Source organism: Desulfogranum mediterraneum DSM 13871 (assembly GCF_000429965.1).
In the GTDB taxonomy this organism is placed as follows: Bacteria; Desulfobacterota; Desulfobulbia; order Desulfobulbales; family Desulfobulbaceae; genus Desulfogranum; species Desulfogranum mediterraneum.
Genome location: NZ_AUCW01000007.1, coordinates 237,359 through 262,754, shown reverse-complemented (window position 1 = coordinate 262,754; position 25,396 = coordinate 237,359). Strand labels below are relative to the sequence as shown.

General features: G+C 59.4%; 22 protein-coding genes. 14 read left to right on the top strand and 8 right to left on the bottom strand.

All coding sequences use genetic code 11. The features are described from left to right. The first annotated feature begins 68 nt into the window (after positions 1-68). The 11 genes from dnaG (at position 69) to G494_RS0104255 (ending at position 13,142) form a co-directional block, all read left to right on the top strand. On the top strand, positions 69-1,853 hold the full coding sequence (dnaG, locus tag G494_RS0104305) for a DNA primase (protein WP_028583549.1): 1,785 nt from the start codon (positions 69-71) through the stop codon (positions 1,851-1,853). Between the two features lie 233 nt (positions 1,854-2,086). Then, positions 2,087-3,688, top strand: coding sequence for a sigma-70 family RNA polymerase sigma factor (locus tag G494_RS21840; RefSeq protein WP_084456381.1), 1,602 nt, complete (start codon positions 2,087-2,089; stop codon positions 3,686-3,688). Between the two features lie 4 nt (positions 3,689-3,692). Next, positions 3,693-4,832: a DNA-processing protein DprA gene (dprA, locus tag G494_RS0104295; RefSeq protein WP_028583548.1), complete on the top strand. Its 1,140-nt coding sequence runs from the start codon at positions 3,693-3,695 to the stop codon at positions 4,830-4,832. A 148-nt stretch (positions 4,833-4,980) separates the two neighbouring features. Then, positions 4,981-5,643 (top strand): ribulose-phosphate 3-epimerase, encoded by a 663-nt coding sequence (gene rpe / locus G494_RS0104290; RefSeq protein WP_028583547.1) that lies wholly within the window; start codon positions 4,981-4,983, stop codon positions 5,641-5,643. A 22-nt stretch (positions 5,644-5,665) separates the two neighbouring features. Next, positions 5,666-7,264, top strand: coding sequence for a glucose-6-phosphate isomerase (locus G494_RS0104285; protein ID WP_028583546.1), 1,599 nt, complete (start codon positions 5,666-5,668; stop codon positions 7,262-7,264). 209 nt (positions 7,265-7,473) lie between these two features. Beyond that, entirely contained in the window at positions 7,474-8,760 is a 1,287-nt protein-coding gene (dsrA, locus tag G494_RS0104280) for a dissimilatory-type sulfite reductase subunit alpha (protein WP_028583545.1), read from the top strand. Positions 8,761-8,823: 63 nt separating this feature from the next. Beyond that, on the top strand, positions 8,824-9,963 hold the full coding sequence (dsrB, locus tag G494_RS0104275) for a dissimilatory-type sulfite reductase subunit beta (RefSeq protein WP_028583544.1): 1,140 nt from the start codon (positions 8,824-8,826) through the stop codon (positions 9,961-9,963). A 74-nt stretch (positions 9,964-10,037) separates the two neighbouring features. After that, positions 10,038-10,283: a dissimilatory sulfite reductase D family protein gene (locus G494_RS0104270; protein ID WP_028583543.1), complete on the top strand. Its 246-nt coding sequence runs from the start codon at positions 10,038-10,040 to the stop codon at positions 10,281-10,283. Between the two features lie 119 nt (positions 10,284-10,402). Further along, entirely contained in the window at positions 10,403-11,152 is a 750-nt protein-coding gene (locus G494_RS25090; protein ID WP_051305370.1) for a biotin--[acetyl-CoA-carboxylase] ligase, read from the top strand. A 14-nt stretch (positions 11,153-11,166) separates the two neighbouring features. Next, positions 11,167-12,174, top strand: a complete 1,008-nt coding sequence (locus G494_RS0104260) for a YhdH/YhfP family quinone oxidoreductase (RefSeq protein WP_028583542.1) — start codon at positions 11,167-11,169, stop codon at positions 12,172-12,174. Next, a complete protein-coding gene (locus G494_RS0104255; RefSeq protein WP_028583541.1) occupies positions 12,171-13,142 on the top strand; it encodes a KpsF/GutQ family sugar-phosphate isomerase in 972 nt (323 codons plus the stop codon). Before G494_RS0104260 ends, G494_RS0104255 begins: the two co-directional genes overlap by 4 nt. A 64-nt stretch (positions 13,143-13,206) precedes the next feature. Here the strand turns inward: G494_RS0104255 and G494_RS0104250 are convergent, their stop codons facing one another. Next, complete coding sequence (locus G494_RS0104250) at positions 13,207-15,600, bottom strand: ubiquitin-conjugating enzyme E2 (RefSeq protein WP_028583540.1); 2,394 nt, start codon at positions 15,598-15,600, stop codon at positions 13,207-13,209. Positions 15,601-15,825: 225 nt separating this feature from the next. Between G494_RS0104250 and G494_RS0104245 the strand changes: the two genes are divergently transcribed. Beyond that, positions 15,826-16,458 (top strand): DUF4388 domain-containing protein, encoded by a 633-nt coding sequence (locus G494_RS0104245; RefSeq protein WP_028583539.1) that lies wholly within the window; start codon positions 15,826-15,828, stop codon positions 16,456-16,458. Between the two features lie 90 nt (positions 16,459-16,548). Here G494_RS0104245 and G494_RS0104240 read toward each other — a convergent pair whose 3' ends face one another. The 5 genes from G494_RS0104240 to larB all read right to left on the bottom strand — a co-directional run bounded on the left by G494_RS0104240 (position 16,549) and on the right by larB (position 22,098). After that, a complete protein-coding gene (locus G494_RS0104240) occupies positions 16,549-17,187 on the bottom strand; it encodes an HAD family hydrolase (protein WP_028583538.1) in 639 nt (212 codons plus the stop codon). Next, positions 17,180-17,872: an HD domain-containing protein gene (locus G494_RS21830; protein WP_051305369.1), complete on the bottom strand. Its 693-nt coding sequence runs from the start codon at positions 17,870-17,872 to the stop codon at positions 17,180-17,182. Before G494_RS21830 ends, G494_RS0104240 begins: the two co-directional genes overlap by 8 nt. 34 nt (positions 17,873-17,906) lie before the next feature. Continuing rightward, positions 17,907-18,641: a YkgJ family cysteine cluster protein gene (locus tag G494_RS0104230; protein ID WP_028583537.1), complete on the bottom strand. Its 735-nt coding sequence runs from the start codon at positions 18,639-18,641 to the stop codon at positions 17,907-17,909. Between the two features lie 6 nt (positions 18,642-18,647). Beyond that, complete coding sequence (locus tag G494_RS0104225) at positions 18,648-21,206, bottom strand: protein translocase subunit SecDF (protein ID WP_028583536.1); 2,559 nt, start codon at positions 21,204-21,206, stop codon at positions 18,648-18,650. Positions 21,207-21,342: 136 nt separating this feature from the next. Then, positions 21,343-22,098 carry a nickel pincer cofactor biosynthesis protein LarB gene (gene larB / locus G494_RS0104220; protein WP_028583535.1) on the bottom strand — a complete coding sequence of 252 codons (756 nt, stop codon included), beginning with the start codon at positions 22,096-22,098 and terminating at the stop codon, positions 21,343-21,345. Positions 22,099-22,315: 217 nt separating this feature from the next. On the opposite strand from larB, the gene G494_RS0104215 reads away from it, so the two are divergent. Further along, the gene (locus G494_RS0104215; RefSeq protein ID WP_028583534.1) at positions 22,316-23,338 is read left to right on the top strand and encodes a hypothetical protein; all 1,023 of its coding nucleotides are present in this window, start codon (positions 22,316-22,318) and stop codon (positions 23,336-23,338) included. Further along, the gene (locus G494_RS0104210) at positions 23,325-23,951 is read left to right on the top strand and encodes an AAA family ATPase (RefSeq protein ID WP_028583533.1); all 627 of its coding nucleotides are present in this window, start codon (positions 23,325-23,327) and stop codon (positions 23,949-23,951) included. Before G494_RS0104215 ends, G494_RS0104210 begins: the two co-directional genes overlap by 14 nt. 87 nt (positions 23,952-24,038) lie before the next feature. On the opposite strand, the gene G494_RS21825 is transcribed toward G494_RS0104210, so the two are convergent. Beyond that, positions 24,039-24,848: an outer membrane protein assembly factor BamD gene (locus G494_RS21825; protein WP_051305368.1), complete on the bottom strand. Its 810-nt coding sequence runs from the start codon at positions 24,846-24,848 to the stop codon at positions 24,039-24,041. Between the two features lie 200 nt (positions 24,849-25,048). Further along, positions 25,049-25,378 (bottom strand): thioredoxin, encoded by a 330-nt coding sequence (gene trxA / locus G494_RS0104200; RefSeq protein WP_028583532.1) that lies wholly within the window; start codon positions 25,376-25,378, stop codon positions 25,049-25,051. Positions 25,379-25,396: the final 18 nt, after the last annotated feature.

Sequence of the window (25,396 nt, the reverse complement as noted above, 5' to 3'; positions counted from 1 at the left end):
TGAACTCCATCCTACCCCACTGATACAGATTTTACCATGGAAATGCCCCCGTTCCCCCACTGATAGCCATGATTGATAATACTTCCCGGGAGACCATCAAAAACAGTGTCCGTGAGGCTGCGGATATTGTTGAGGTGATCGGCGACTACGTCACCCTGAAGAAGGCCGGCAGCCGCTATGTCGGTCTCTGTCCCTTCCATGGTGAGAAGACCCCCTCCTTTTCGGTAAATCCCCAGCGCCAGTTTTTTTACTGCTTTGGCTGTGGTGCCTCCGGGGACGCCTTCTCCTTTATGATGCAGTACCATCACCTCAGCTTTCCCGAGGCCCTGAAGAGCCTGGCCGATAAGTACCAGATCGTGATACCGGAACGGGAGATGAGTCCCCAGGAGAGGCAGCAGTTCCGGGAGCGGGAGCAGCTCTACTCGGCCAACGAGGCGGCAGCCGACCTCTATGCCGGCATCCTGGCCCGGGAGGGGGGCGCAGAGGAGGCCCAGACCTATCTCCGTGGGCGGGGGGTGTCTGCCGAGTTTATCCAGCGCTACCGGCTTGGCTATGCCCCTGCCCCTGAAGAGGGGGGCTGGAGCTTTGCCACGGACCGCCTCCTCAAACAGTCCCTGCCCATCCAGGCCCTGGTCCGGTCGGGACTGGCCGTGGAAAAGGAGCGTGGAGGCCATTACGATCGCTTTCGTTCGCGGATCATGTTTCCCATCTATGACCTCACCGGCCGGGTGGTCGCCTTTGGCGGCCGAATCCTGGGGGAGGGTAAGCCTAAGTACATGAACTCTCCGGAGAGCCCCATCTTTGAGAAGAGTCGACTGCTCTTTGGGCTCTATCAGCATAAGGAGGCGATCCGTAAGGCCAGGACCGCCCTGGTGGTGGAGGGCAATTTTGACCTGCTCTCCCTGGCGATCCATGGGATCGATACCGCGGTCGCCCCCCTGGGAACCTCCTTGACCCGTCATCATGTCCACTCCCTGCGCGGCTACTGCCAGGAGGTGGTACTCCTCTTTGACGCCGATGCCGCAGGGCTGGAGGCGGCCATGCGCAGCGTCCCCTTCTTCCTGGCCGAACAGCTGGACTGCAGGGTCGCTCTCCTGCCCCAGGGGCATGACCCCGACAGCCTGGTTCGCAGTGAGGGGGCCGGGGCGATCAGGGAGCGGGTCGCAGCAGCCCAGCCCCTGGCTGAATTTGTCTTTACCACCCTGGTGGAACGGCATGGCCTGACCCTGGGGGGCAAGAACAAGATCATTGGAGAGCTCAAGCCCCTGATTGAGGAGGCCAGCGATGGTGGCCAGAGGTCACTGATGCTGGCCCATTTCAGCGAGCAGCTGGGGGTGGCACCGGCCCAGTTTGCCGTCCCGTCCCAGCTGCGGCAGCAACCGCTGGCCGCGGCCCCGGTGGGCAGCCTGGAACGCTTGCCCCGCCAGGAGCGTCAGCTGGTCGAGTTTCTGATTCTCTACCCCGAGCATCTGGAAGAGCTCCGGGCCGCGGGCATGGAAGAGGTGCTGCAGGAGCCGGCCGCCCTGCGGATGGTTCATCTTCTCCTGGAGCTCAACGCCCGGGGAGAGCAGGGGCCGGAGCAGATCATGGAGGTCTTGCCTGACCAGGCGGAACGGCACTATGTGGCGCGGCTCCTTGCCCTGCAGGGCAGCGAAGGACTGGCGGATGAAGGTGCTCTGGCGGAGGGGCAGCGCCGGGAGTTACTGCTCTGGCTGGAGCGGGCCTCCATCCAGCAGCAGAGCCTGCGGCTGCAGGAAGAGATAGAGGAGGCCGGTCGGCAGGGGGATACGGCCAGGCTGATGGAGCTCTTGCAGCAGAAAATGATAGCCGGTAAAAAAAGAACAGGCTGTTGATTATAAGCTGTTGAAAAAATAATAAAAGCTGTTAGGCTGCAGAAATGCGTTCAACGATGTGTGGTGTGGTTGGCTGAAAAGACGTCCGTACGGCAGGGTTGTTTGGTGACCGCGAGACAACTTCGCGAATAAGCGTTTTATCCTGTCGATGTCCCCTGTTTTGTTATCGTTTTTTAGCCAGGGCACCATGAAATCTTTTTCAATAACGTGGACTGTTATCCAGAGGAGAGATAGTGGATAGTGCGAAAGACGGTTTTGAAGAAGAACGAGGTGTCGTGAAAAAGGGCACGGTCTCCCCGCTGCGGAACAGGATCGCCAGGGCGAGCCGCGAGAAAGAGCAGCAGGGCAAGAAGGGCAAGGAACGACGGACCCGGGTTGATCGACGTTGCGGTGAGGATCGGCGCAGTGGCGATCGTCGGGACCAGGGGACCAGTATCGACCCCATGAACATCTATCTCCGGGAGATGGGCAGCCAGCGCCTGCTCAGCCATGAGGAGGAGATAGAGCTGGCCAAGATGGTGGAAGAGGGGGAGACCCGGATCCAGTATGCGGTGCTGCGCCTGACCCTGGGGATCACGGCCCTCAATGATCTGGCAGAGGGAATCCTTCGCGGGAGCCTGCGGATCAATACCGTGATCAGAGGCGTCTCTGACAATGATGCCGAGCGCCTCAAAAAGAAACGCGATTCCTTCCTTGATCAGGTCGAAGTTGCCAACAGCCACGATGCGATTCGGCGGGAGCTCTTTCGTGAGCTGAAGCAGTGTGCCGGCAACTCCGAGGAGGAGGAGCGCATCGTTGCGGAAATCATCCAGCTGGGCTGGACCATCTCCAACCTCTTTCAGGACTACCGGCTCTGCTCCAAGGGCTTGCTGTCGGTGGCTGACGCGGTCAAGGAGTTGAGTCAGAAGTTCAACAAGGTCCGGGTGCTGGCCCAGCAGCGCGAACTGCTGGCAGCCAGGAGAAAGCAGGCGGTCGCTGCAGAGGAAGAGCCGGTCAATCCTGCCGAGATCGAACGACGGGTAACCCTTGAGCTGGCAGAGACCATAGGTCTGAGCTGGCCGGAGTTTGTCGGGGTGCAGCAGGATATCGAGTTGGGGCGGGAAACCGCCAAGCAGGCCAGGGAGGCCCTGGTGCGTTCCAACCTCAGGCTGGTGATCTCGGTCTCTAAAAAATTTCTCAACCGGGGAATGCAGCTGCCTGATCTGATCCAGGAGGGCAACATCGGCCTGATGAAGGCCGTGGAAAAGTATGATTACAAGCGCGGCTACAAGTTCTCCACCTATGCCACCTGGTGGATCCGCCAGGCCGTGACCCGGGGCATCGCCGACCAGGGACGGACCATCCGTCTGCCGGTGCACATGATCGAGACCATCAATCGGATGCTGCGTTTCTCCAAAGACTTTCAGCGGTTGGAGAGTAGGGAGCCCACCCCGGAAGAGATGGCCGAGCAGCTGGGTACCGACGTCAATAAGGTCAACATCGCCCTCAAGACTGCCAAGGATGCCATCTCCCTGGACGCGCCGGTGAGTGAAGAGGACGATGCCATGCTCAGTGATTTCATCGAGGATCATGCCCATCCCGATCCCCAGGAAAATTCCATCACCCAGAGCCTCAAGCGCTGCCTCTGTAAGGTCATGGGCTCCCTGACCCCCAGGGAAGAGAAGGTCCTGCGCATGCGTTACGGGATCGAGATCGGCTGTGACCATACCCTGGAAGAGGTGGGCCAGTGTTTTGCCGTCACCAGGGAGCGGATTCGCCAGATTGAGGCCCAGGCGATCAAAAAATTGCGCCACCCGTCCCGGAGTGGCGATCTGCAGTCCTTTATAAGCGACTAGGGCTGTGAACAATATCTGTGCCCAGGCAGAAGAGTGGTTGACCCTGACCTTCCTGCCTGGGCTCGGATGCGCCCTGCTCAACAGGCTGCTCCTTCATTTCGGCACGCCCCGGAAGGTCCTTGAGGCAGGAGCCGAACTCCAGGCCGTTTCAGGCCTTGGGCCGCACACCCGCAGACTCCTCATTGACCCTGCCAATCGCGCTGCAGCCCGGCAGCGGGCAGCCGCCGAACTTGAGCGGCTCAAACAGACAGACGATTTCCTGCTCTCTCTGACCAGTCCCGAATATCCCCAGTCCCTGCGTACCCTGCCTGATCCCCCGGTGCTGCTCTACGCCCGGGGCAAGCCCGGCTGTCTGGCAGCCCCGAGTGTGGCCCTGGTGGGTTCCAGGTCGGCCACCGCCTACGGCAGGCGGGTCAGTGCGACCCTGGCGGGTGAGTTGGCCGGACAGGGACTGACCGTGGTCTCCGGCGGGGCCTATGGCATCGATGCGGCAGCCCATCAGGGTGCCCTGGATGCCGGTGGACGGACGGCTGCGGTGTTTGGCTGTGGGCTGGATGTCGTCTATCCGCACACCCATTCCCCCCTCTTTGCCGAGATTGCAGAGCAGGGGGTGCTGCTCTCGGAATACCCCCTGGGTACCCGGCCGGAAGGCTTCCGCTTTCCGGCCAGGAATCGGATCATCAGCGGTCTGGCGGCAGGGGTGGTCGTGGTGGAGGCCACTCCGAAATCCGGATCCCTGATCACCGCCCGCCTGGCCCTGGACCAGGGGCGGGAGGTCTTTGCCGTTCCGGGTCGGGTCGATTCCGTCAAGAGCCGCGGCTGTCATGCCCTGATTCAACAGGGCGCCCAGCTGGTGGAGACGGCCGCAGACGTGCTTGCGGAGTTGATGCTGGGGGCAGGCCAGGGTCATGAGCCCGGGGCCAGGGCTCTTTCGGCGGATGCTCTTCCGGCGGATCAGGACGAAGCAGAGCCTCTCCAGGAGGAGCGGATCCTCTCCTGTCTGGAGGTCTACCCGGTCGATATCGATACCCTCCTGCGGGTCACCGCCATCCCTGTGCAGCGGATCCACGGGCTCCTTCTCCAGTTGGAGCTCAAGGGGAGGATTCGTCAGGTGGCTGGGCAGCAGTATGAAAAGATCCCCTGAGGCAGGCCTTTTTCCGGTGCTTCTGTGGCGCATTTATTGTACTTTGGTCTGGTCGTCCTGGCTCATGCCAGGGGCGTAATCCCTTGTCATCTTGTTTTAGTTTCGTCTGTTACTGTTTACTATACTGTTTACTATTTAAGGATTTGCCATGAAGTCTTTGATGATTGCCCCCTCCATTCTTTCCGCGGATTTCAGCCGCCTGGGTGAGGAGGTCCGGGCCGTGGAGGCGGCTGGTGCGGATGTCATCCATGTGGATGTGATGGATGGTCATTTTGTGCCCAACATTACCATGGGGCCCCTGGTGGTCAAGGCGGTGCGAGGGCTGACCAAGCTGCCCATCGATGTCCACCTGATGATTTCCAATCCGGATCAGTATCTTGAGGCCTTCAGTGATGCCGGTGCCGACTGGCTGACCGTGCACGTAGAGACCTGCCCCCATCTGCATCGTACCCTGGGCGCCATCAGGGAACTTGGCAAGAAGGCCGGAGCCGTGCTTAATCCGGCCACCTCACTTGCCAGCCTGGACTATGTCTTGGCCGAGGTGGACCTGGTGATGCTGATGAGTGTCAACCCGGGTTTTGGCGGCCAGTCCTTTATCGAGTCCAGCCTGGACAAGATCGCCCGACTTCGTGCCATGCTGGACGAGGTTAACCCGGAGGCCGGTATCGAGGTCGATGGCGGGGTGGCCCCGGACACCATCGCCCGGGTGGCTGCGGCCGGCGCCAATATCTTTGTGGCCGGCTCGGCGATCTACGGTCAAGCAGACTATGCCAAGGTCATTGCCGCGTTGAAGGAGGCGGCCACGGTCTAACCAATCAGAGCAGGAGGAAGAGATGGAGTTTATCGATTTTAACCAACTGGCTGCTGTCGACACCCTGACTCGCCTGGCAGCTAGCCCCTATGACCTGAGCGCTGCCGGGAGCCTTTCGCCAGAGCGACTCAAGCGTTACTGTTGTCAGAACGAATACTTTGATCTCCTCTATGCCACCCAGCGACTGGACGACCAGGTGCTGGACTCCCTCCAGGAGCTGGCAGATGAGGCCGGCCTGGTGGATAAGTATCTGGCCATGCAGGAGGGGGCGGTGCTCAACCGAATCGACGGTTATCCCAGTGAAGAGCGTCAGGTCCTGCATACCGCCTGTCGGGATATCTTCTCCACCCCTGCCCGGGCCCCCGAGGCAACGGCTCAGGCCAAGGCCGAGTTGACAAAACTGGAGCGATTCCTGCGGGAACTTTCGGAGGGGGCCATCCTCAGCCAGGGGCAACAGCCCTTTACCACCATGGTCCAGGTGGGGATCGGCGGTTCCGACCTGGGCCCCCGGGCCCTCTACCAGGCCCTGGAGGCCTTCAACCTACCCGGTCGGAGGGCGTGCTTTATCGCCAACGTGGATCCCGATGATGTGGCCGGGGTACTCCGGGGGCTCGACCTCGAAAGGACCCTGTTCAACGTGGTCTCCAAAAGCGGCACCACCCTGGAGACCCTGACCAACGAGCAGCTGGTTCGGGAGGCCCTGCTGGCGGCCGGCTGTGACCCGGCCCGGCAGATGATAGCGGTGACCGGCAAGGGCAGTCCCATGGACGACCCTTCCCGCTACCTGGCCTCATTCTATATGTATGACTCCATCGGCGGTCGCTACTCCGCGACCTCCATGGTGGGCGGGGTGACCTTGGCCTTTGCCCTGGGGATGGATTCCTTTAGAGCGATTCTCAAGGGTGCCAATGCCATGGACCGGGCCGCTGAAGAGCGGGATATCCGGGCCAACATCCCCCTGCTGATGGCCCTGATCGGCATCTGGAATCATAACTTCCTCGCCTGTCCCACGGTGGCGGTTCTGCCCTACAGCCAGGCCCTTGCCCGTTTTCCGGCCCACCTCCAGCAGTGTGACATGGAGAGTAACGGCAAGGCGGTCACCTGCCAGGGGCATCCGGTTTCCTGGAAGACCGGTCCCGTTGTCTGGGGGGAGCCCGGCACCAACGGTCAGCATGCCTTTTACCAGCTTCTTCATCAGGGGACCGAGATCGTCCCGGCCGAGTTTATCGGCTTTAGAGCGAGTCAGTACGGCCGGGATGTCCAGGTCAAGGGGACCAACTCCCAGCAGAAGCTGCTGGCCAATATGCTGGCCCAGTCACTGGCCCTGGCCAGCGGACGCGGGAATGACAATCCGGCCCGCCGCTTTGCCGGCAACCGGCCCTCCATGACCCTGATCGCCGATCGCCTCACCCCCGAGGTGATGGGTGGCCTCTTGGCCCTCTATGAACATCGGATCGCCTTTCAGGGCTTTTGCTGGAACATTAACTCCTTTGATCAGGAGGGGGTCCAGTTGGGTAAGATTCTGGCGGAAAAACTGCTCGCGCACCTGGCTGAACCAAGCGGCCAAAGCGAGGGGGAAAACCTTGAAAAAAGCATGCTCAGGGTCGCTGGAATCGGCTAAGCCCTTAGGATTATTTGCCGCTTTTTTGATGGTGCAACAATGGGTTACGCTTTTTGGTTGACAAAGACTTATCGTCCGTTTATTGTCGCTGGATGAATGAGCATTCAATACTGTATTGTCCGCTCACGTTGGCATCAACGTCGAATTGTTGATCAGATCAATACTACGTACAGGTTATTAACAAACCACATAATCTAGGAGGAACACTGATGGCAAAGCATGAAACGCCTCTATTGGACGAACTGGAAAAAGGTCCATGGCCGAGTTTCGTCACCGACCTCAAGCAGCAGGCTGAAACAAAGCCGGAGTGCTGGGACATTCTTGGTCAGCTTGAGCTTTCATACAAAGACAGGATTACTCACTGGAAGCACGGCGGAATCGTTGGTGTCTTCGGGTATGGTGGCGGTATTGTAGGTCGCTACTCAGATGTTCCTAAGCAGTTCCCCGGTGTTGAGCACTTCCACACCGTTCGTATCGCTCAGCCCTCCGGCCTCTACTACTCCACCGAGAACCTGCGTGCCCTGATGGATCTCTGGGAGAAGTATGGTTCTGGTGTAACCAACATGCATGGTTCCACCGGTGATATGGTCTTCCTCGGTACCCGTACCGAGAACCTGGAGCCCCTGTTCTGGGACCTGACCCATGACCTCAAGCAGGATCTTGGTGGTTCCGGTTCCAACCTGCGTACCCCTTCCTGCTGTCTCGGTGAGTCCCGTTGTGAGTGGGCCTGTTACGATGCCCAGGAAGTATGTAATCACCTGACCCAGCATTATCAGGATGAGATCCATCGTCCTGCCTTCCCGTATAAGTTCAAGTTCAAGTTCTCCGCCTGTGCCAACGACTGTGTGGCCGCAGTTGCCCGTTCCGACTTCTCCGTTATCGGAACCTGGAAGGACAACATCCGCATCGACCAGGCTGCAGTCAAGGCCTACGTAGACGGCGCCGATGGGTATCCCTCCAACGGTGGCGCCCACAAGGGCGGCAACTGGGGAGCTTTCGACATCCAGGCTGAGGTCATCGACCTCTGCCCCACCCAGTGTATGTGGATGGAAGGCGACGAACTGAAGATCGACGACGCCGAATGTACCCGTTGTATGCACTGCATCAACGTTATGCCTCGTGCCCTGCGTCCCGGTGCTCAGCAGGGTGCCTCCATCCTGATCGGCGCCAAGGCCCCGATTCTTGATGGTGCTCAGTTCTCCACCCTGGTTATTCCTTTCATCGAAGTGAAGAAGGAAAACGATTTCGAAGACATCATCGATGTGATCGAGAAGGTATGGGACTGGTGGATGGAAGTTGGTAAGAACCGTGAGCGTGTGGGTGAGACCATGCAGCGTATCGGCCTGCCTACCTTCCTCAGCGTCATGGAAATCGAGCCTCTGCCCCAGCATGTGAAAGAGCCTCGTTCCAACCCATATGTCTTCTGGAAGGAAGAAGAAGTTCCCGGCGGCTGGGATCGTGACATCAAAGAGTTCAGAAAACGTCACGCCATGTGATCGTCGCTGGTCGCTACTGAGATTATAATCGAATTGAGACGTAATATATAAGGAGACAATACAATGGGTTACGATCCTAAAAATCCTATGGAAGGTCGAATCACCGACTTGGGACCAAGGTACTACGGAGACATGCTGCCTCCGGTTATCAAAGAGAACAAAGGGACCTGGCTGTACCACGAGATTATTGAGCCTGGTGTGCTGGTACATGTCGCCGAGAACGGCGCCAAGGTCTTCACCGTACGTTGTGGTTCCCCTCGTCTGGTGACGGTCAACTATGTTCGTGACATCTGTGACATCGCTGACAAGCACTGTGACGGTCACGTCCGCTTCACCACCAGGAACAACATCGAGTTCATGGTAGACGCTGAGGAGAAGGTTGCCGAACTGAAGGCCACCATCGCCACCTACGGCAACAAGTTCCCCATCGGCGGAACCGGCGCCTGTGTGACCAACATCGTTCACACCCAGGGCTGGATTCACTGCCATACCCCTGCCACCGATGCCTCTGGTCCGGTTAAGGCGGTTATGGATGACCTGTTCGAGTACTTCGGTTCCATGAGCCTGCCTGCCCAGGTACGTATCGCTCTGGCCTGTTGTCTGAACATGTGTGGTGCGGTACATGCCTCTGATATCGCTATCCTGGGTATCCACCGGACACCACCCATGATCGACAACGAGCGGATCAGCGGTGTCTGTGAGCTGCCCCTGGCCATCGCCTCCTGTCCCCTGGGAGCGGTTAAGCCTGCCAAGGCCACGGTGAACGGCGAAGAGATCAAGACCGTTAAGGTTAATGCAGAGCGTTGTATGTTCTGTGGTAACTGCTACACCATGTGTCCGGCCATGCCCCTGGCAGATCCGGAAGGTGACGGTATCGCCATCCTGGTTGGTGGTAAGGTTTCCAACGCGAAGTCTGCTCCCAAGTTCTCCAAGCTGGTTGTTCCCTTCCTGCCCAACACCACCCCACGTTGGCCGGAGACCGTCAAGGTTGTCCGCGAGATCCTGGAAGCCTATGCCAAGGACGCCAAGAAGTACGAGCGTGTCGGTGAGTGGGCAGAGCGGATCGGTTGGGAAAAATTCTTTGAGAAGACAGGTATTCCGTTTACCGAGAAATCCATCGATGATTACCGGTTGGCCTACGATACCTGGAGAACAACCACACAGTTCAAGTATACCAGCCACACGGCTGCCTATACCAAGTAATAACTTTAACGCGATCGGCTCTGGACTCCAGGGCCGATCGTTTTTTTACTTTCATACAAGTGAAGGAGGGTGTCATGGCACTCAGTCTAGAAGAACTGGAAGCTGCAATCATCGAGAAAGCAACAAAATCTCCCAAACCGCAGCTCTATATCAAGGATTTCTACAAATGCGATCCTGATGCAAAACCCCGTCAAATCAAGAATGTTGCCAATGATTTGGTCAAGAAAGGTGAATTGATGTTCTGGTCTTCAGGATCAACCACCATGTACGCTCGTCCTGATCGCATCAAGGATGAAGAAGGGTCTGAAGGCATCAACTAGTCTTTTTCTCCCCGAGTATTGAAAAGCGGAGCTTCCCAGAGGCTCTGCTTTTTTTTTGTCCGCAGTACCGCCGGCAGGGCTGCTGTCGGCCCGGTAAAGACCATGGAGGTGGTCCAGCTGTGCAGATCGAACGATTATCCGCAACCCCCTCGACCAATGACAGGGCCAAGGAGCGCATAGCCGCAGGCGAACGTGGCCCGGCGCTGATTGTGGCCACGACCCAGTCAGCGGGAAAGGGGCAGTATGAGCGCTGCTTTGCCTCCCCGCCGGGGGGACTCTACTTCTCCCTGATCCTCCAGCCGGCACTGGCGCCGGAGCGACGCGCCCGGATCACCCTGGCCGCCGGGGTGGCGGTGGCCGAATACCTTGGCACTGCCCCGGCCGAGGATACCTCTTTTCAGGTCCAGCTGAAATGGCCCAACGACATCTACCTCCAGGGGAAAAAGGTAGGTGGGATCCTCTGCGAGTCGGTGGATCCAGGTGATGGCCCGGCCTGCGTGATCATCGGCATCGGTCTCAACGTCAATACGGGTTGCGGAGAGTTTCCCCTGGAGCTCAGGGAGATCGCAACCTCCCTGGCCGCTGAATCCGGGGTGATCTTTGTCCTGGATAGGGTGCTGACCGGGATCTCTGCGCTGCTGATCGAAAAAATCTCTCTTCTGGAGAAAACACCCGCCTTGGTACTCGATCAATGGCGGACTTATGATTACCTTCACAGGCGACCGGTGGAGTACTGTGCCGGTTCGGTCTGCATCACCGGCCTGGGCTACGGCCTGGCCGATGATGGTCGTTATCAGTTGGAGGAACCGGGTGGCCGGATCCACCAGATCCTTGGTGGCCGGCTGCGACCGCTCTCTGCACCCCTTTGAGCCAAACAGATATCATGGAAAATAGAACATACCAGGCATTAATAGTCCGCGAAGAGGCGGATCAGCGCTTTTCCCGTGCCGTGGAGAGCAGGAATACCGTCGAGCTCCCCCCGGGAGACCTGACCATCAAGGTCCGTTATTCCTCATTGAATTACAAGGACGCCCTCTCGGCTTCGGGAAACAGGGGCGTGACCCGCTCCTATCCCCATACCCCCGGAATTGATGCCGTAGGCACGGTGGTGGAGAGCAACAGGAAAGAGTTTGCCCCGGGCAGCGAGGTCCTCTGTACCGGCTATGACCTGGGAATGAACACCCCTGGGGGATTCGGTCAATATATCCGGGTGAGTGCAGACTGGGTGCTTGCCAGGCCCCAGGGACTCTCTGCCCTGGAATGCATGCAACTGGGCACGGCAGGCTTTACCGCGGCCCAGTGCGTGGCCGGCCTGCGCAACAACGGGGTCTTCCCTGAAAAGGGTCAGGTCCTGGTCACCGGCGCCACCGGTGGGGTCGGCCTGATTGCCATCCTCCTCCTGGCCAAGCTGGGCTATGAGATCCATGCCCTGACCGGCAAGAAGGAGCGGCAGCCCCTCCTGCGTTCCCTGGGGGTGACCTCCTTTGCAGGGCCTGGATTGCTTGACCAGGAGCCTGAGAAGCTGCTCCTGCCTGGACGCTGGGCCGGAGTCGTCGATACCGTTGGTGGAACCATCCTTGCCAATGCCGTCAAGGGGACCGATTATGACGGGGTGGTTGCCTCCTGCGGCAATGCCCTGTCCGGAGATCTGCCCCTCAATGTCTATCCCTTTATCCTCAGGGGGGTCCATCTGCTCGGGATCTATTCCGCTAACTGCCCCATGCCCCGGCGGCAGGCTACCTGGCGGCAGCTGTCAGCAGAGTGGAAACTCGATGAGCTGGCAACGATATCCAGGGTTGTCCCCCTCTCCGCCTTGGATCAGGAGATAGAACGGATGCTGGCACGAAAGAGCTTTGGCCGAACCGTGGTCGATATGGAGGAGGACGCGTGAGCATTGTAGCAGAGGCAAAAGAGGTCCTCAGCCTGGAGGCGGATGGTATCCTCGCGGTCCGCGATCGACTGGGTGCAGAGTTTGAACAGGCCATCACCCTGGCCATGGAGTGTCCCAGCCGACTGGTGGTCACCGGCATAGGTAAGTCCGGAGTCGTCGGCCAGAAGATCTCTGCCACCCTCAACTCCACCGGCACCCCCTCTTTCTTTCTTCACCCGGTTGAGGCCATGCATGGTGACCTGGGAATGGTCTCGCCTACCGACGTGGTGCTGGCCATCTCCTACTCAGGGGAAACCGCCGAACTCAACGGCCTGCTCGCCAGCCTGCGGGAGCGCAACATCCATATCATCGCGATGACAGGAGCCAAAGGATCTACCCTGGCCAGGTTCGGCAGCGTGGTCCTGGATATCGGTATCCCCAGGGAGGCCTGTCCGTTGGGCCTGGCCCCGACGACCTCAACCACCGCCACCCTGGCCCTTGGCGATGCCCTGGCTGTGGCCCTGCTGCGGAAGAAGCAGTTCCGGGAAGAGGACTTTCGGCGTAATCACCCAGGCGGCAGCCTGGGCGAGCGTCTCAAGGTCGCGGTGGAGGAGGTGATGTTGAGCGGAGAGCAGGTGCCCAGAGTCGGGGAAGGGGTCAGCGCCGCAGTTGCCATCAGCGAGTTGAACCGCAAGAATTTAGGGGCGGTGGTGGTCTGTGACCGGGATGACCGACTCTGTGGGATCGTGACCGACGGCGATGTCCGCAGGTTGGTCTCCAGCGGAGGGCGTGCCGACCAGGGCGTGGCCACCATCATGACCACCAGACCGGTGACCATCGGCCGGGAAACCATGGCAGCCGATGCCCTCAGCCTGATGCAGAGTCGGGAGATCACGGTCCTGGCGGTGGTCGATGGGGCCGGCCGGCTTCAGGGCGTTCTCCACCTCCATGATCTCCTGGGCAAGGGCGAGTTCAGGTTCCTGATTTAGCTCTCCAGCCGGCTCACCCGGGGGAGGCTGGCTGCAGCATCTCCCCTGGGGCAATTCCAGGGGCTCACTGGCCGGTATGGACCGACCAGCTCTCTGTTGCCGGGTCATAGCGGTAATTGAGTTCCAGGCGTGACGAGGTGCCCTGACTCTTTTCCACACAGGTGATGGTAAAGATGGTGCTGTCATCAAGGGTCCGGAGCACCCTGGCCTTGGGGGCGAGGAGCTCGGACCCTTTGAAGGTCGGATAGTTTTCCCGGAAGATCTGCTCAAAATGCTCTTCCAGCCACTCGATCTGGCGCTTACGGCTGAGCTCTTCCTCCAACCCGACGATCTGTTGGCCAACCCGCTGGTCAACATCGACCACCTCGGGATCTGTGCCAAAGGGGCTGGTCCTGATCAGCTGCCTGATCTGCCTGCGATGTTCCAGGGCTCCCAGGGGGTTGTCGTTGCCTTCCGCCAACAGCACCTGCTCCTGGGTCTTGGCAATCTGGACCATCAGCATGGTCTTTCTGATCTTTTTGACCGATTCCTTCAGGCTGCCGCCAAAGTTGTCTCCCTGTCTGTTCAGCAGGTCGAGAGAGTCGCGGTACTTGGCTATGGCCAGGTCCCAGTCTTTTTGTCCATAGGCCTCACGGGCAGCCGAGAGGGTACCGTAGAGCTGGGCATTGACCAGGAGGCGGTGGAGGTCCTGCCGTTCCTTGGCAGAGACGACCTCAGGGGTGGTGTTGATGAGTTTCTGGGCGTGTTGCAGCTTCTGGATGGTCTGCTGCCACTCTGCCTGGGTAAAAGATTGTTTAGACTGGTCAAACTCATGGCGGAAGGATGCCGCGGTCAGCCTTGAGGTGATGGTGCTGGCGGTTTGAGGGTCAGAGAGGCTGCCGGAGAGTTCCAGGGCCTGGCGGTAGGTTTCGGCCGCCTCCTGCCAGTTTTTCCCCAGCTCTGCCTGCTCGGCCAGGGCCAGGGTCTGTTGGAGTTCCAGACCCTTGATCACCCCATCCAGCTCAACCATCTTTTCGCTGAGACCATGATCGTCGGCATACTGCAGTCCCTGGCGAAAGATGACCAGGGCCTCGGCAGGTTTATTCTTGTCTTTGAGATACCTTCCCTGTTCCATCAGAATCTCCAGCTCTCGCATGGCCTTGGCCGAGCTCAGGGGGATGTATTTTCCCTGGTAGAGCACCCGACCCTGCAGCCCCTGCTGCAACTCCTGGGAGGAGAGCTGGCCGGCAATCTCTTCTTCAAGCTTTGCCTTCCTGAAACGCAGCACCGTCAGCCTGCTGAGGATATTTTGTGCAGAGAGCAGGGATTCCTGGGCGCGGTCAAACTGTTTCTTGTCGATCAGCAGTTGGCTTTTCAGCAGGTTGGCCTGGGAGCGGCTGAGGATATTCTGATCCTTAAAATAGAGGCTGAGTACCCCGATGCAGACAGCCAGGAGTATGGCCACAATGCTGATGAACTTGAGTGGAATGTTAAAGTGCAGGCTGGGCCGTGATTTTTTCTTTGCCCTGCCGGCTGCGGCTTTGGCCGGGGCCGGAGTGGTAGCTGCTTTTTTTTTGGCTGGAGGGGCAGTCTCCTGGCTGGGCGCCTGTCCCTTTGCTCCTGGAACCAGGGCGTGGGCTTGCTGCAGCCGGGAGAGAAGTTCCTCGCTGCCTGGGTAGTCGCTGGTCAGGGCATAGAGATTGTCCATGACCTCCAGGGCCTCATCCAGCTTGCCCAGATCTTCCAGCTGTTGGGCCAGGCTGTAGAGCTGCTCTGCCTTCTGCAGGCCCCTGTCAACACTCTCCTGGAGCCCCTTTTGTTCAGGCTGCTGGGCGCTTGCAGGCAGGTCGGCCAGGGCCTGGCTGGCAGTGGACAGCCGTTGTTCCTGGACCAGGGTCTGGATCTGGGCAATATCGCCCGGGTCGACCTCTTTGGCAGGCTCCAGGAAATCATCGGTCTCCAAGCCCAGGGCGGCAAAGGTGTCATCCACCAGGGAGTCGATGTCCCGGGGGGACTCCTCAAGGTCGACGATACTCAGGGCGTCCAGGGGGAGTTCGTGCTGGTGCTGTTGGTACCAGTCGGCAGCCTCCTGGTTGAATGGATCGGTGAGGCTGTAGACCTTACCGCTGATCATCTCGCCGATATGGAGAATCAGGTCTGCCAGGGAGGGATTCTGTTGCCACTGCCCGGCAATGCGGATGGCTGCCGGGTCAACGTCGGGATGAAAGATATGGGTCAGTGGTTTGACCGTGGGCGCAAAATGGGGGTAGCCGAAAGGCAGGCTGATCTGGATCCGATGAAGCCGGCTTACCGTGATGCTACCGTCCGCCTCCTTGGTGTAGCCCTTGAGGGCGTATTCGATCTCGTAACTGTCAGGTGGTTGCCCCTCGGTAGCGGTGATCGTGATTTTCGGATACAGTTCGAGATCGCTTTGCAACTGTTCGTAGTCATCGCCAAACTGTTGAGAACCGCTGGTCATGGAAGTACCTGTTACCGTTATAGGAAAGTAAATGCAGCAGCTTGATTGACATATTCTTTCAGCCAGCGCTTATACTATATTATTTATCCAACTGAAACAAGCTGCCATTAAGCAGGGAGGCGGAAAAAAGGGGGAGATGGGCAACTGGGCAGGGAACTTTTCTTTGAGTGTGGGTCTGGAGGGTGTACAATAGGCCAAATTCATCTCTAGCATCCCCGGGGAGTAATGCCACCTTTCTCTGCCAAATTTGTCATCGTTGAAGAACGCCACTGCCCATTCTATGACCGCAACCAAGGCTTTATCCTCAGTGATCAGGCGGTTGAGCTGGCCCTGGGACGCCCCTCCTGTCTCATCCTCCTGCGGGAACTGACCGGAATACTGGTCACCCTGCTCCCCCATCAGGCCAGTGGTTTTGCCCCCTATCAGGAGAGCCTCTTCAGCTGCGGCGGCTGCACCGGCCTGATCAAGTTCAAACTCACTGAAGACGCCGTCAACCTTGGACAGCAGCGGCCCGTGGCTGGGGCAGAGGAACCTGAGGCCGTGATGAGTGGCGATATAGCCGCGATTTCACCTGCAGAGTTACTCCAGGTCTTTCATATGCATCAAAAGACCGGTCGTCTGATCCTGGAGAGCGGCAAGGGGCCGGCCCGGGTCACCTTTCGCGAGGGCGGGCTGTTGGCGGCCCGCTTCGCTGAACTGGATAATCAGGAGGCCATCTATGCCATCCTCTCCCTGGATAGAGGGCGCTTCCGCTTTGTTCCCGGACTCCCCGAGCCCCTGATGAGGGCCCGGGAGATCGGGGATTTTATGATGATCCTGATGGAGGGTTTGAAGCGGCAGGACGAGGAGCGCGGCTAGCCGCGCTCCTCAGAGGGGGGCAGGCTTGGGCTTTGCGGCGGCTCTGTCTGATGTGCTCAGAAGTCCGATCGGCACGGCAGGGAGCCCGGCTCACCCCCGGCTGGGGGCAGAGAAAGGGGGGAGGGTCGTGATGCTCATGAAGTCATCCACATGAAATCGCGCCTCCAGCTCAGGATTCTTAAAGGCGATCAGCTCTATCCCCACCGCAGCACAGTGGTCCCGGTCGACCCCTGAGTCACCGATGTAGATCACCTCTTCCGCTTGGAGTCGAAACCGTTTCAGGATCATTTCCAGGGCGTCGGGTGCGGGTTTGGGGTTGGGGACATCGCTGGCCGTGACCACCATATCAAACCAGGGGCGGAGCTCAAAGATGTCCATGACCAGGTCCATGGTGTTCATCCGGGCGGTGGAGATGGCGGTGCGGTAGGCCGGCTTCAGCCACGCCAGGAACTCGTGGAGATCCGGTTCCAACTCGGCATGACGGAGAAAGGGTGCATAGTCCAACTCTTCACGGTAGCGGTCCACAGCTGCCAGATCCACCCTTTCCCGGTGATGGCGGAAGATGTGCTGGGTCGATTCCAGCACGTTGTGGATGTGGACATAGTCCACCTCTGCCTCATCCATGGGCGGGCAGGAGAAGGTGGAGAGCAGGTGGTTGTAGTAGACCCGGTTGGCCTCTCTGGAGTTGATCATGACCCCGTCACAATCGAATACGACCAATTTAAGCATGTTTTTTTCTCATACATTCGGCGATGCTGGCTTCAACGCCGTATATTTCTTGATTGAGTTGACTAAAAAATGTTTCCATAAAGGCATGACGCTCCAGGGCCAACTGCCGGCCCAGCCCGGTGAGCAGTTGATCCTTGACCCGGGACATCTTGACCTGGAATTCACGGTAGGCGGTGTCTTCCGCTGAGTAGGGGCTGGTCTGTTCCGGGTTGGTCTCCGGATTGTGGAGGCAGGCCCCGATCTGACCGGCAAAGAGAAAGGCCCGGCCGATGCCGATGGCCCCGATGGAGTCCAGTTTGTCGGCATCAAAGAGGATTCGGGCCTCCAGGCTCTGCGGTGGAGAGCCCCGACGGAAACGATGGCTCTCTATGCAGTGGCAGACGGCCTCGATATCTGTTGGCTGGTACCCCAGCTCCTCCAGGATGGGTCTGGCCAGTACGGCCCCCTGGCGGGCATGGCAGACGGCGCCTCTGCTGCGGCTCTCCGCGTTCCTGCCGATGTCATGGAGCAGGGCTGCTGTGCCCAGGATGAGCAGCCGGGCCTCCAGGGCCCGGCCCATGGCCATGGCGGAATGGAAGACCCGTTCACTGTGATCCGGGCCGTGGGAACCGCCCTCCCGGCGGCAGTAACGGCCGCTGATGGCCAGCAGCTGGTCCAGGTACGGCTCCAGTTGATCTTTACTCATGGTGCAGGGGACTCCCTCCGGGCCAGGCGCTGTTTCAGGCGCTGAAAAATTCCTGAATCAACCACTGGATCCCCAGCAGGAGCAGCTGCTCGTCATCTCCGGCCAGCCCCTGGAGCTCGGAGGCGGTCAGGGGGCGCTGCATGGAGAGGCGGCCGTCGGCCATCTCCTGGCGGAACATATCCAGGTTGTAGAGGGCCAGGATATACTGGTCGAGCTGTTCCCTGGAGGGCCGAAAGCCCTGCTGGATCTGCTCGTGCTGGAGCAGTGCCAACAGGGCGTCGTTAAAGCGGTTATAGCTGGCCAGCTCCTGGTCAGTGAAGTAGCTGCCTACATCCTGCTGCTGCTGTTCGGCAAAGCCCTGACAGTGGGGTTCCCGCAGCAGGACAAAGGACTCCTCAATGGAGCCGTCGCTCTTGCGAGCGGCCCCCCGACCCACCGGGTAGGCCCGACAGCTGCTGGGCCGATCCTGGTAGACGCTGCAGCCCTGTTCCTTGACAAAGACACAGCTGGCCCGGCCGTCATCCACCATGGTGAGGTAACAGGTGGGGAAGAGCTGCTGCTCGTCCCACTCGATGATCACGTACTGTTCCAGGAAGCGGCCGGAGTGGGTCTTGCGTCCGTTTTTCAGGCGGAGCACATCGTAGGGCGTCAGGGCCAGATCCAGTTCCCGGCAGCATTCGGTGAAACAGGGCACACCGGGATGACAGCAGAAGGCGAACTTTTCATCCGGGCTAATGGGGCGATATGGGTTGGTGAGTGAATCAGTCACGGTCTGTTACCTTGATTTCAGGGATAGAAGTGGGCTGGCAATGAAGATGGAGGAGTAGGTTCCGATCAACACGCCGATGAGCAGGGTCTGGGCAAAGTCATGGATGTTGGAGCCACCCAGGACCAGCAGGGAGAGCAGCACCATGGCCGTGGTCAGGGAGGTGACCACCGAACGGCTGAGGACCTGATTGATACTGGTGTTGATGAGCTGGTAGAAACTGGGCTCTTCCTCCTTCTTCAGATTCTCGCGGATGCGGTCAAAGACCACCACCGAGTCGTTGAGGGAGTAACCGGCCAGGGTGAGCAGGGAGGTGACGATCAGGAGGGTGATCTCCATGTTCATCAACCAGCAGAGGCCGAGTACGGCCAGGACATCGTGGAAGGTCGCTGCAGCGGCAGCCAGGCCGAAGCTGAAGTCAAAGCGGATGGCCAGGTAGAACAGCACCCCGATCAGGGAGATGGCGATGGCCTGGATGGCCTTGTTGCGGAGCACTGCAGAGATGGAGGAGCCGATCTCAGACTGGCTCTCCAGCTGGAAGGCCTTGTCGCTCTGCTCCCGGTCCAGGAGGACGCTGAGCTGCTCACCCAGGTTGGCGACGGTCTCTTCAGATTTCTTCAGCTTGACGATCAACCGATTCTCGCCGGTGACCTCCTGGAGGTCGATGTCAGGATAGCCGTTGCTGTTGAGCACCCCGCGGACCTCTTCCAGGCTGAAGGGTTGCTGGGCATGGTACTGGAGCAGGGAACCGCCGGAAAAGTCTACCCCCAGGTTGGCCTGACCGCGGAGGATCTGGACAAAGGCTGCGCAGCCGATGAGCACCAGGACTGTGGAAAAGACAAAGGCCAGTCTGCGGACCTTCATGAAGTCAAAGTTGGGCTTCTTGATCAGACGCATGAAGGTCAGCTTCTTCAGGCGACGACCGGTGTAGAGGCTGTCGTAGATCAGGCGGCTGCAGAAGAGCACGGCAAAGAGGTTGAAGATAATACCCAGGGAGAGGGTAACGGCGAAGCCTTTGATCGGGCCGGTACCGAACATGAACAGGGCCAGGGCGGTGATCAGGGTGGTGACCTGGGAGTCGACGATACTCCAGAAGGCCTTGCTGAAACCGGAATCCACCCCGGACTTGATCGACTTGCCCAGGGCAAACTCCTCGCGCATCCGTTCGAAGATGAGGACATTGGCATCCACCGCCATCCCGATGGAGAGGATGATACCGGCGATGCCCGGCAGGGTCAGGGTTGCACCCAGCATGGCCAGGCCCACGAAGAGGAAGAGGATGTTCAGGGTTAGGGATATGTCGGCAATCACCCCGGAGAGACGGTAGTAGATCACCATGAAGACCAGGATCAGGAGGGCGCCGAACAGGCCGGAGGTCAGCCCCTTGTTGATGGAGTCCTGCCCCAGGCTGGCGCCGACGGTCAGGTTCTGGATGATCTCCACCGGTGCGGGCAGGGCACCTACCCGGAGGACGATGGCCAGGTCTGTGGCCTCCTCATGGGAAAAGCTGCCTGAGATCTGGGCGCTGCCGCCCAGGATCCGTTCACGGATCACCGGTGCCGAGCGAACCACCTCGTCCAGGACAATGGCCAGCCTGCGGTTGACGTTCTTTTCAGTGATATGGGCAAAGAGTTTGCCGCCCCTGCCGGTCAGGTCCAGGCTGACATAGGGCTCGTTGAAGCTGCCGCCGATGCGGACCTGGGCATTCTTGACCATCTCCCCGGTCATCAGCACCTGGCTCTCCAGGAGGATGGGCACCTGGCTTTCCACCTTGGTCTGGTTGTTGATCCGTCGCTCAAAGTAGACCTCGGTCCCCTGGGGAATGCGTCCCTGGAGGGCCAGGTTGAGTTTTTTCCTGCTCTCACCCTCGCTCCACTGGCCGGCGGCCCGGGCATCACTGAGCAGGCGGCTGAGATCCACCCCCTGGGCATCGGCAACCAGCTTGAACTCCAGCTGGGCAGTCTGGCCGATCAGGCCCATGGCCCGATCAGGATCCTTGACCCCGGGAAGCTGGATGACGATCTCGTTTTCGCCCTGGCGGAGAATCACCGGTTCGGTCACCCCGAACTGATCGATGCGGTTCCTGACGATCTCCAGGGACTGGTTGACCGCATTCTTGCGGATGAAGTCGATCTCTTCGGGCTTGAGCTGCAGGCTGATCCGGGGAAAGCTGCCCTCTTCGGCGACCACCTCCACATCCAGATTGGGGAAATCTGCAGCAACCAGCTCCTGGACCGTGTCCACCGCGCCGATGTTGGGCAGGGTGAAGATCACCTGCGCCGGGTTGTCGGACTTCATCCTCACCGCTGAGATCTGTTGTTCGGCCAGGCCGTCCTTGAAATCGGCGGCAGAGAGATCCAGGGAGTTTTCAATGGCCTTGTCCAGATCCACCTGGAGGACCAGATGCATGCCTCCCTGGAGGTCCAGTCCGAGCTTGAGTCCTTCCGGGGCCAGATATTTTTTCCACCACTCCGGGGCGCTGGGATAAAAGGAGGGGGCCAGGGTCATCAGGGAAAAAAGTATCAGGGTCAGGAGGAGCCCGATCTTCAGCTTCAGGGAGGTATTCATTGAAATTATGCCTTGTTTGAAAAAGGAGTATGGGGGTAAGGACACATAAAACCATCGATTATACGCCGATAGTCGTGATCATGCAATGGCCAGTTGGTCTTTTCCGCTGAGAAAAAGAACAGCTCCGGACCCGACTTCAGCGGCTTCGATTGATGGCGGCAGCCATGCAGGCGGCCCCGAAACCATTGTCAATATTGACCACCGCCAATCCGGGTGAGCAGCTGTTGAGCATACCCAGCAGGGCCGAGTAGCCTCCGGCTCCGGTGCCGTAGCCCACGCTGGTCGGTACCCCGATGACCGGGGCAGCGGTGATCCCGGCCACCACCGAGGGCAGGGCCCCCTCCATGCCGGCGATGACGATGACCACCGTGGCCTCCTGGAGCGTGTTCACCCGGGAGAGGATGCGATGGATGCCGGCGACTCCGGCGTCATGGATGCAGGCCACCTGGTGGCCCAGGTAGTGGAGGGTGAGGCGGGCCTCTTCGGCAACCGGCAGGTCAGAGGAGCCGGCAGTGGTGATGACCACGGTTCCGCGTCCCTGGTCTCCGGGGATATGGCGATCGTTGGCCGTGAGCATGCCGGCCTCGGGATGGTAGCGTAGCTGGGGACAGTGCTGCCGTACCTGGGCCGCCTTCTCTGCCGAGACCCGGGTGGCCAGAACCACGGTCGGTTGCTCCAGCATCCGTTTGATGATCTCCACCAGTTGTTGGCTGCTCTTGTTCTGGCCGAAGATGACCTCCGGGATACCGGTGCGGAGGCTGCGGTGATGATCCAGTTGGTGACGGTTCACCGCCTCGATGGGCAGGCGTTGGAGTTGGTTCAGAACCTGCTCCAGCTCAACGGTGCCGTCCTGGAGGCTGGAAAGGAGTTTTCGTAGATGCGTTTCATTCATGGCAGATGGGGGATAAGGGTTGACCCTATGTACCATGAAGAGGTCGTCGGGTAAACCGTTTACGCCTTGATCATGGTTTGGTAGAGTGGGCGGTTGAGCCGTGGCTGTTTTTGCGCGTGCAGCTGATGAGCGAGAGGCTGCAAGACCGTTTTTTTTAAGAGACTACTCTATTTCTTCTGTTCTTACCCATATTACACCATTACACCAAGAGGTCCCCATGTCCCAAAGTACGCTCCCTGCCTTTGTCCAAGCACTCTGCCGAGCCGGCATCTATCCCCACCCGGTAAACCCGGACCAGGAGGTCGGGTTGGTCCAGACCCATATCTCCTATGTGTTTCTGGCTGGAGACTTTGTCTATAAGTTCAAGAAGCCGGTCAACTTCGGTTTTCTGGATTTTTCTGATCTGGAGAAGCGCAGGCGCTGCTGTGAGCAGGAGCTGCTGCTCAATCGCCGTCTCTGTCCCGAGATCTATCTGGAGCTGGTGACCCTCACCCTGGATGCTGGTGATTATCAACTCAACGGCAAGGGTGAGATCGTCGAGTACGGGATCAAGATGGTACGGATGCCCGAGGAGGCGATGATGGTCAACCTGATCAAGGCCGGGGCCCTGGAGCGGCGTCATCTCGATCAGCTGGTGGAGACCCTGGTGCCCTTTTACCAGGCTGCCGCCGGTGGGGCAGAGCTGGCCGAGTTCGGGACCGCTGCAGCGGTGGGGGTCAATGTCCTGGAAAATTTCGAGCAGACCAGGTCGTTCATCGGCAAGGGCGCCCTTGAGCAGGAGCAGTTTGACACCATTGTCCGCTACTCCCAGGCCGTGCTGGCGGATGAGGATCGCTTTCAGGAGCGGATCAGCGGCGGCTATATCCGCGACTGCCACGGCGACCTCTACTCGGCCAACATCTGCCTGGCCAACCAGGTCTATGTCTATGACTGTATTGAGTTCAACGATCGTTTCCGCTACGGTGATGTGGCCAGTGATATCGGTTTTTTGGCCATGGACCTGGACTACCACGGCTTAGCTGAGTTGAGCCGCTACCTGGTTCGCCGTTTTTCCGAGGCCTCGGGAGATGCCGGCCTGGCCGGGATGATCCCCTTTTATCAGTGCTACCGGGCCTATGTGCGCGGCAAAATCGGCCTGTTTACCGCTGCTGATCCGGCCGTGGACGAATCGGTCCGTTCCGACTGCCTCAAGAGTGCTGCTCGTTACTTCAAGCTGGCCCAAGGCTATGCAGAGGCCTGAGACAGGCCCGGCCATGCAGCCGGGCAGCCTGCCCCCCCTGGTGGTGGTATTTTTCGGGATGACGGCTTCCGGCAAATCGACCCTGGCCCGGGCCTATGCCCAGAGCCATGGGCTCTCCTGGTACAACACCGACCGGGAACGTAAGATTCTGGCAGGGCTCGAGCCCACGGACCGCTGTCCTGAAGATGTCGGCCAGGGCATCTATTCGCCGGGCCTGTCCAGGCAGACCTATACCACCCTGGTGGAGAAGGCCAGGCTGGACCTTGCCGCCGGCCAGGCGGCAGTGGTGCTGGATGGCTCCTACGGCCTGCGGCGTGACCGTCAGGAGGTGGTGGACATGGCCGGACAGCAGGGGGCCAGGGTGGTGTTCATCTACTGTCGCTGTGGCGAGGTGGAGGTGAAGCGGCGCCTGGAGTTGCGGGCCGCCGAGCAGCAGGCGGTGAGTGACGGCCGCTGGGAGATCTATCAACATCAGCTGGCCGTCTTTGAGCGACCGGCTGCAGGGGAGGATGGCTGCCACCTCACCCTGGACACGGATAAGGAGCTGGCCCGGGTGGAGGCCGAGTTGGAGGCTCGCCTGGCCAGTCTCCTGGCTGATCTCTCGGCTGGATGAGCTAGAATCCCGGTCAGGGAGCCTGGCCAGGGAGTAGAGAAGAGGGGCTGCTGCACCCCTGGGCCGGGCCTTGCCCGGGGGAAGGGGCTACTTCCCCTCTTCCTCAGGCTCCTTGGTAAGCCCCTGCTGCTCAGATTCCCAGAAGGTCCAGTCCGGCATGGCCAGCTCAGGCAACCACTTGGACAGTCCCCATCTGGGCGGCTCCCCGGCCTTGAGTCGCGCCAACAGCTTCCGGGCCGTGGGGGCGATGGTGGAGTCGGGGTAGAGTTTGAGCAGGTAGCGCAGGCGGTGGATGGCCTGATCATACTTTTCGGTGCGTACGTAAAAGACCGCAACATAGTATTCGTGGTTAACCAGGAATTCGCGGGCTGCCCGGATTCTGGCCTGGGCCTCCTTGGTATAGGGCGAATCGGGAAAGGTCCGCACCAGCCTGGCAAAGGACTTGATGGCATCCTGGGCACCGGTGATGTCCCGGTCTATCCGGTCGGAACGGCTGAAGTCGCACATGCCGATCTGAAAGATGATATAGGGGATGGCCTCGTTGGTGGGGTGACGCTCTTCAAACTCCCGGTAGAGCAGCTTTGCCTCCAGGTAGGAGCCGTTGTAATAGTGCGCATCGGCTGCCTTGAGCTCGGCCAGCATGGCCTGCTGGCTGAAGGGATGTTCGTCCAGGATCTGTTCAAAGGCGCGGATCGCCTGGGTATAGTCGCCGGAGTTGTAGGCCTCCATCCCCTCGCTGATCAGGAATTCCGGGGAGCCGCTCAGCACTTCGGTCTCACCAAAGGTGACGCTGTCAAACATACCGTCAAAGGTGGAACAGCCGGCAAGGGAGCAGGCCAGGACGAGCATCAGGGCGAGACTGGTGAGGCCAGGGGGGGAGTGTGGGTAGTGCTTCATAGGATCTCCTGTCACCATGATCCGTCAAGGGGGGACAAGCTGTAGGTGGCCCAGGGGAAGGTTGACCGCTGAAAGGACACGACGGCCGAGGGCCATCCAGGCGGTCAGCTGCCGGATGCTTCCCCGGGGATCTGGAGGACGGTGCATAAAAAAACGGTTCTCTGCACATCGGCCAGAGAACCGTTTTCAGTCATTCAGGGTTAAACGGCTTTATTGATCAGGTCCTGAAGTTGACTCTTGCCTACGGCTCCGGTGATCTGGTCAACGACTTCACCGCCCTTAAAGAGAATCAGGGTAGGGATGGCCCGAATCCCGAATTTACCGGGGGTGGCAGGGTTGTCATCTACATTCATCTTGGCAATGACCAGCTTGCCGTCAAACTCATCGGCAAGCTCATCGATCACCGGTCCGATAGCCTTACAGGGACCACACCAGGGGGCCCAGAAGTCCACCAGACAGGGAAGATCGTTGCCAACGACCTTGGCGTCAAATTCGCTGTCTGATACGTGCATTACCTTGTCACTTGCCATTGTATTATCTCCTTGTTG

Bases quoted from the DNA above. Each gene is read 5' to 3' on its own strand.
- dnaG (WP_028583549.1), top strand. From the start codon at position 69: ATGATTGATAATACTTCCCGGGAGACCATCAAAAACAGTGTCCGTGAG.
- rpe (WP_028583547.1), top strand. From the start codon at position 4,981: ATGAAGTCTTTGATGATTGCCCCCTCCATTCTTTCCGCGGATTTCAGC.
- G494_RS0104285 (WP_028583546.1), top strand. From the start codon at position 5,666: ATGGAGTTTATCGATTTTAACCAACTGGCTGCTGTCGACACCCTGACT.
- dsrA (WP_028583545.1), top strand. From the start codon at position 7,474: ATGGCAAAGCATGAAACGCCTCTATTGGACGAACTGGAAAAAGGTCCA.
- dsrB (WP_028583544.1), top strand. From the start codon at position 8,824: ATGGGTTACGATCCTAAAAATCCTATGGAAGGTCGAATCACCGACTTG.
- G494_RS0104270 (WP_028583543.1), top strand. From the start codon at position 10,038: ATGGCACTCAGTCTAGAAGAACTGGAAGCTGCAATCATCGAGAAAGCA.
- G494_RS0104260 (WP_028583542.1), top strand. From the start codon at position 11,167: ATGGAAAATAGAACATACCAGGCATTAATAGTCCGCGAAGAGGCGGAT.
- G494_RS0104250 (WP_028583540.1), bottom strand. From the start codon at position 15,600: ATGACCAGCGGTTCTCAACAGTTTGGCGATGACTACGAACAGTTGCAA.
- G494_RS0104245 (WP_028583539.1), top strand. From the start codon at position 15,826: ATGCCACCTTTCTCTGCCAAATTTGTCATCGTTGAAGAACGCCACTGC.
- G494_RS0104240 (WP_028583538.1), bottom strand. From the start codon at position 17,187: ATGCTTAAATTGGTCGTATTCGATTGTGACGGGGTCATGATCAACTCC.
- G494_RS21830 (WP_051305369.1), bottom strand. From the start codon at position 17,872: ATGAGTAAAGATCAACTGGAGCCGTACCTGGACCAGCTGCTGGCCATC.
- G494_RS0104225 (WP_028583536.1), bottom strand. From the start codon at position 21,206: ATGAATACCTCCCTGAAGCTGAAGATCGGGCTCCTCCTGACCCTGATA.
- larB (WP_028583535.1), bottom strand. From the start codon at position 22,098: ATGAATGAAACGCATCTACGAAAACTCCTTTCCAGCCTCCAGGACGGC.
- G494_RS0104215 (WP_028583534.1), top strand. From the start codon at position 22,316: ATGTCCCAAAGTACGCTCCCTGCCTTTGTCCAAGCACTCTGCCGAGCC.
- G494_RS0104210 (WP_028583533.1), top strand. From the start codon at position 23,325: ATGCAGAGGCCTGAGACAGGCCCGGCCATGCAGCCGGGCAGCCTGCCC.
- G494_RS21825 (WP_051305368.1), bottom strand. From the start codon at position 24,848: ATGAAGCACTACCCACACTCCCCCCCTGGCCTCACCAGTCTCGCCCTG.
- trxA (WP_028583532.1), bottom strand. From the start codon at position 25,378: ATGGCAAGTGACAAGGTAATGCACGTATCAGACAGCGAATTTGACGCC.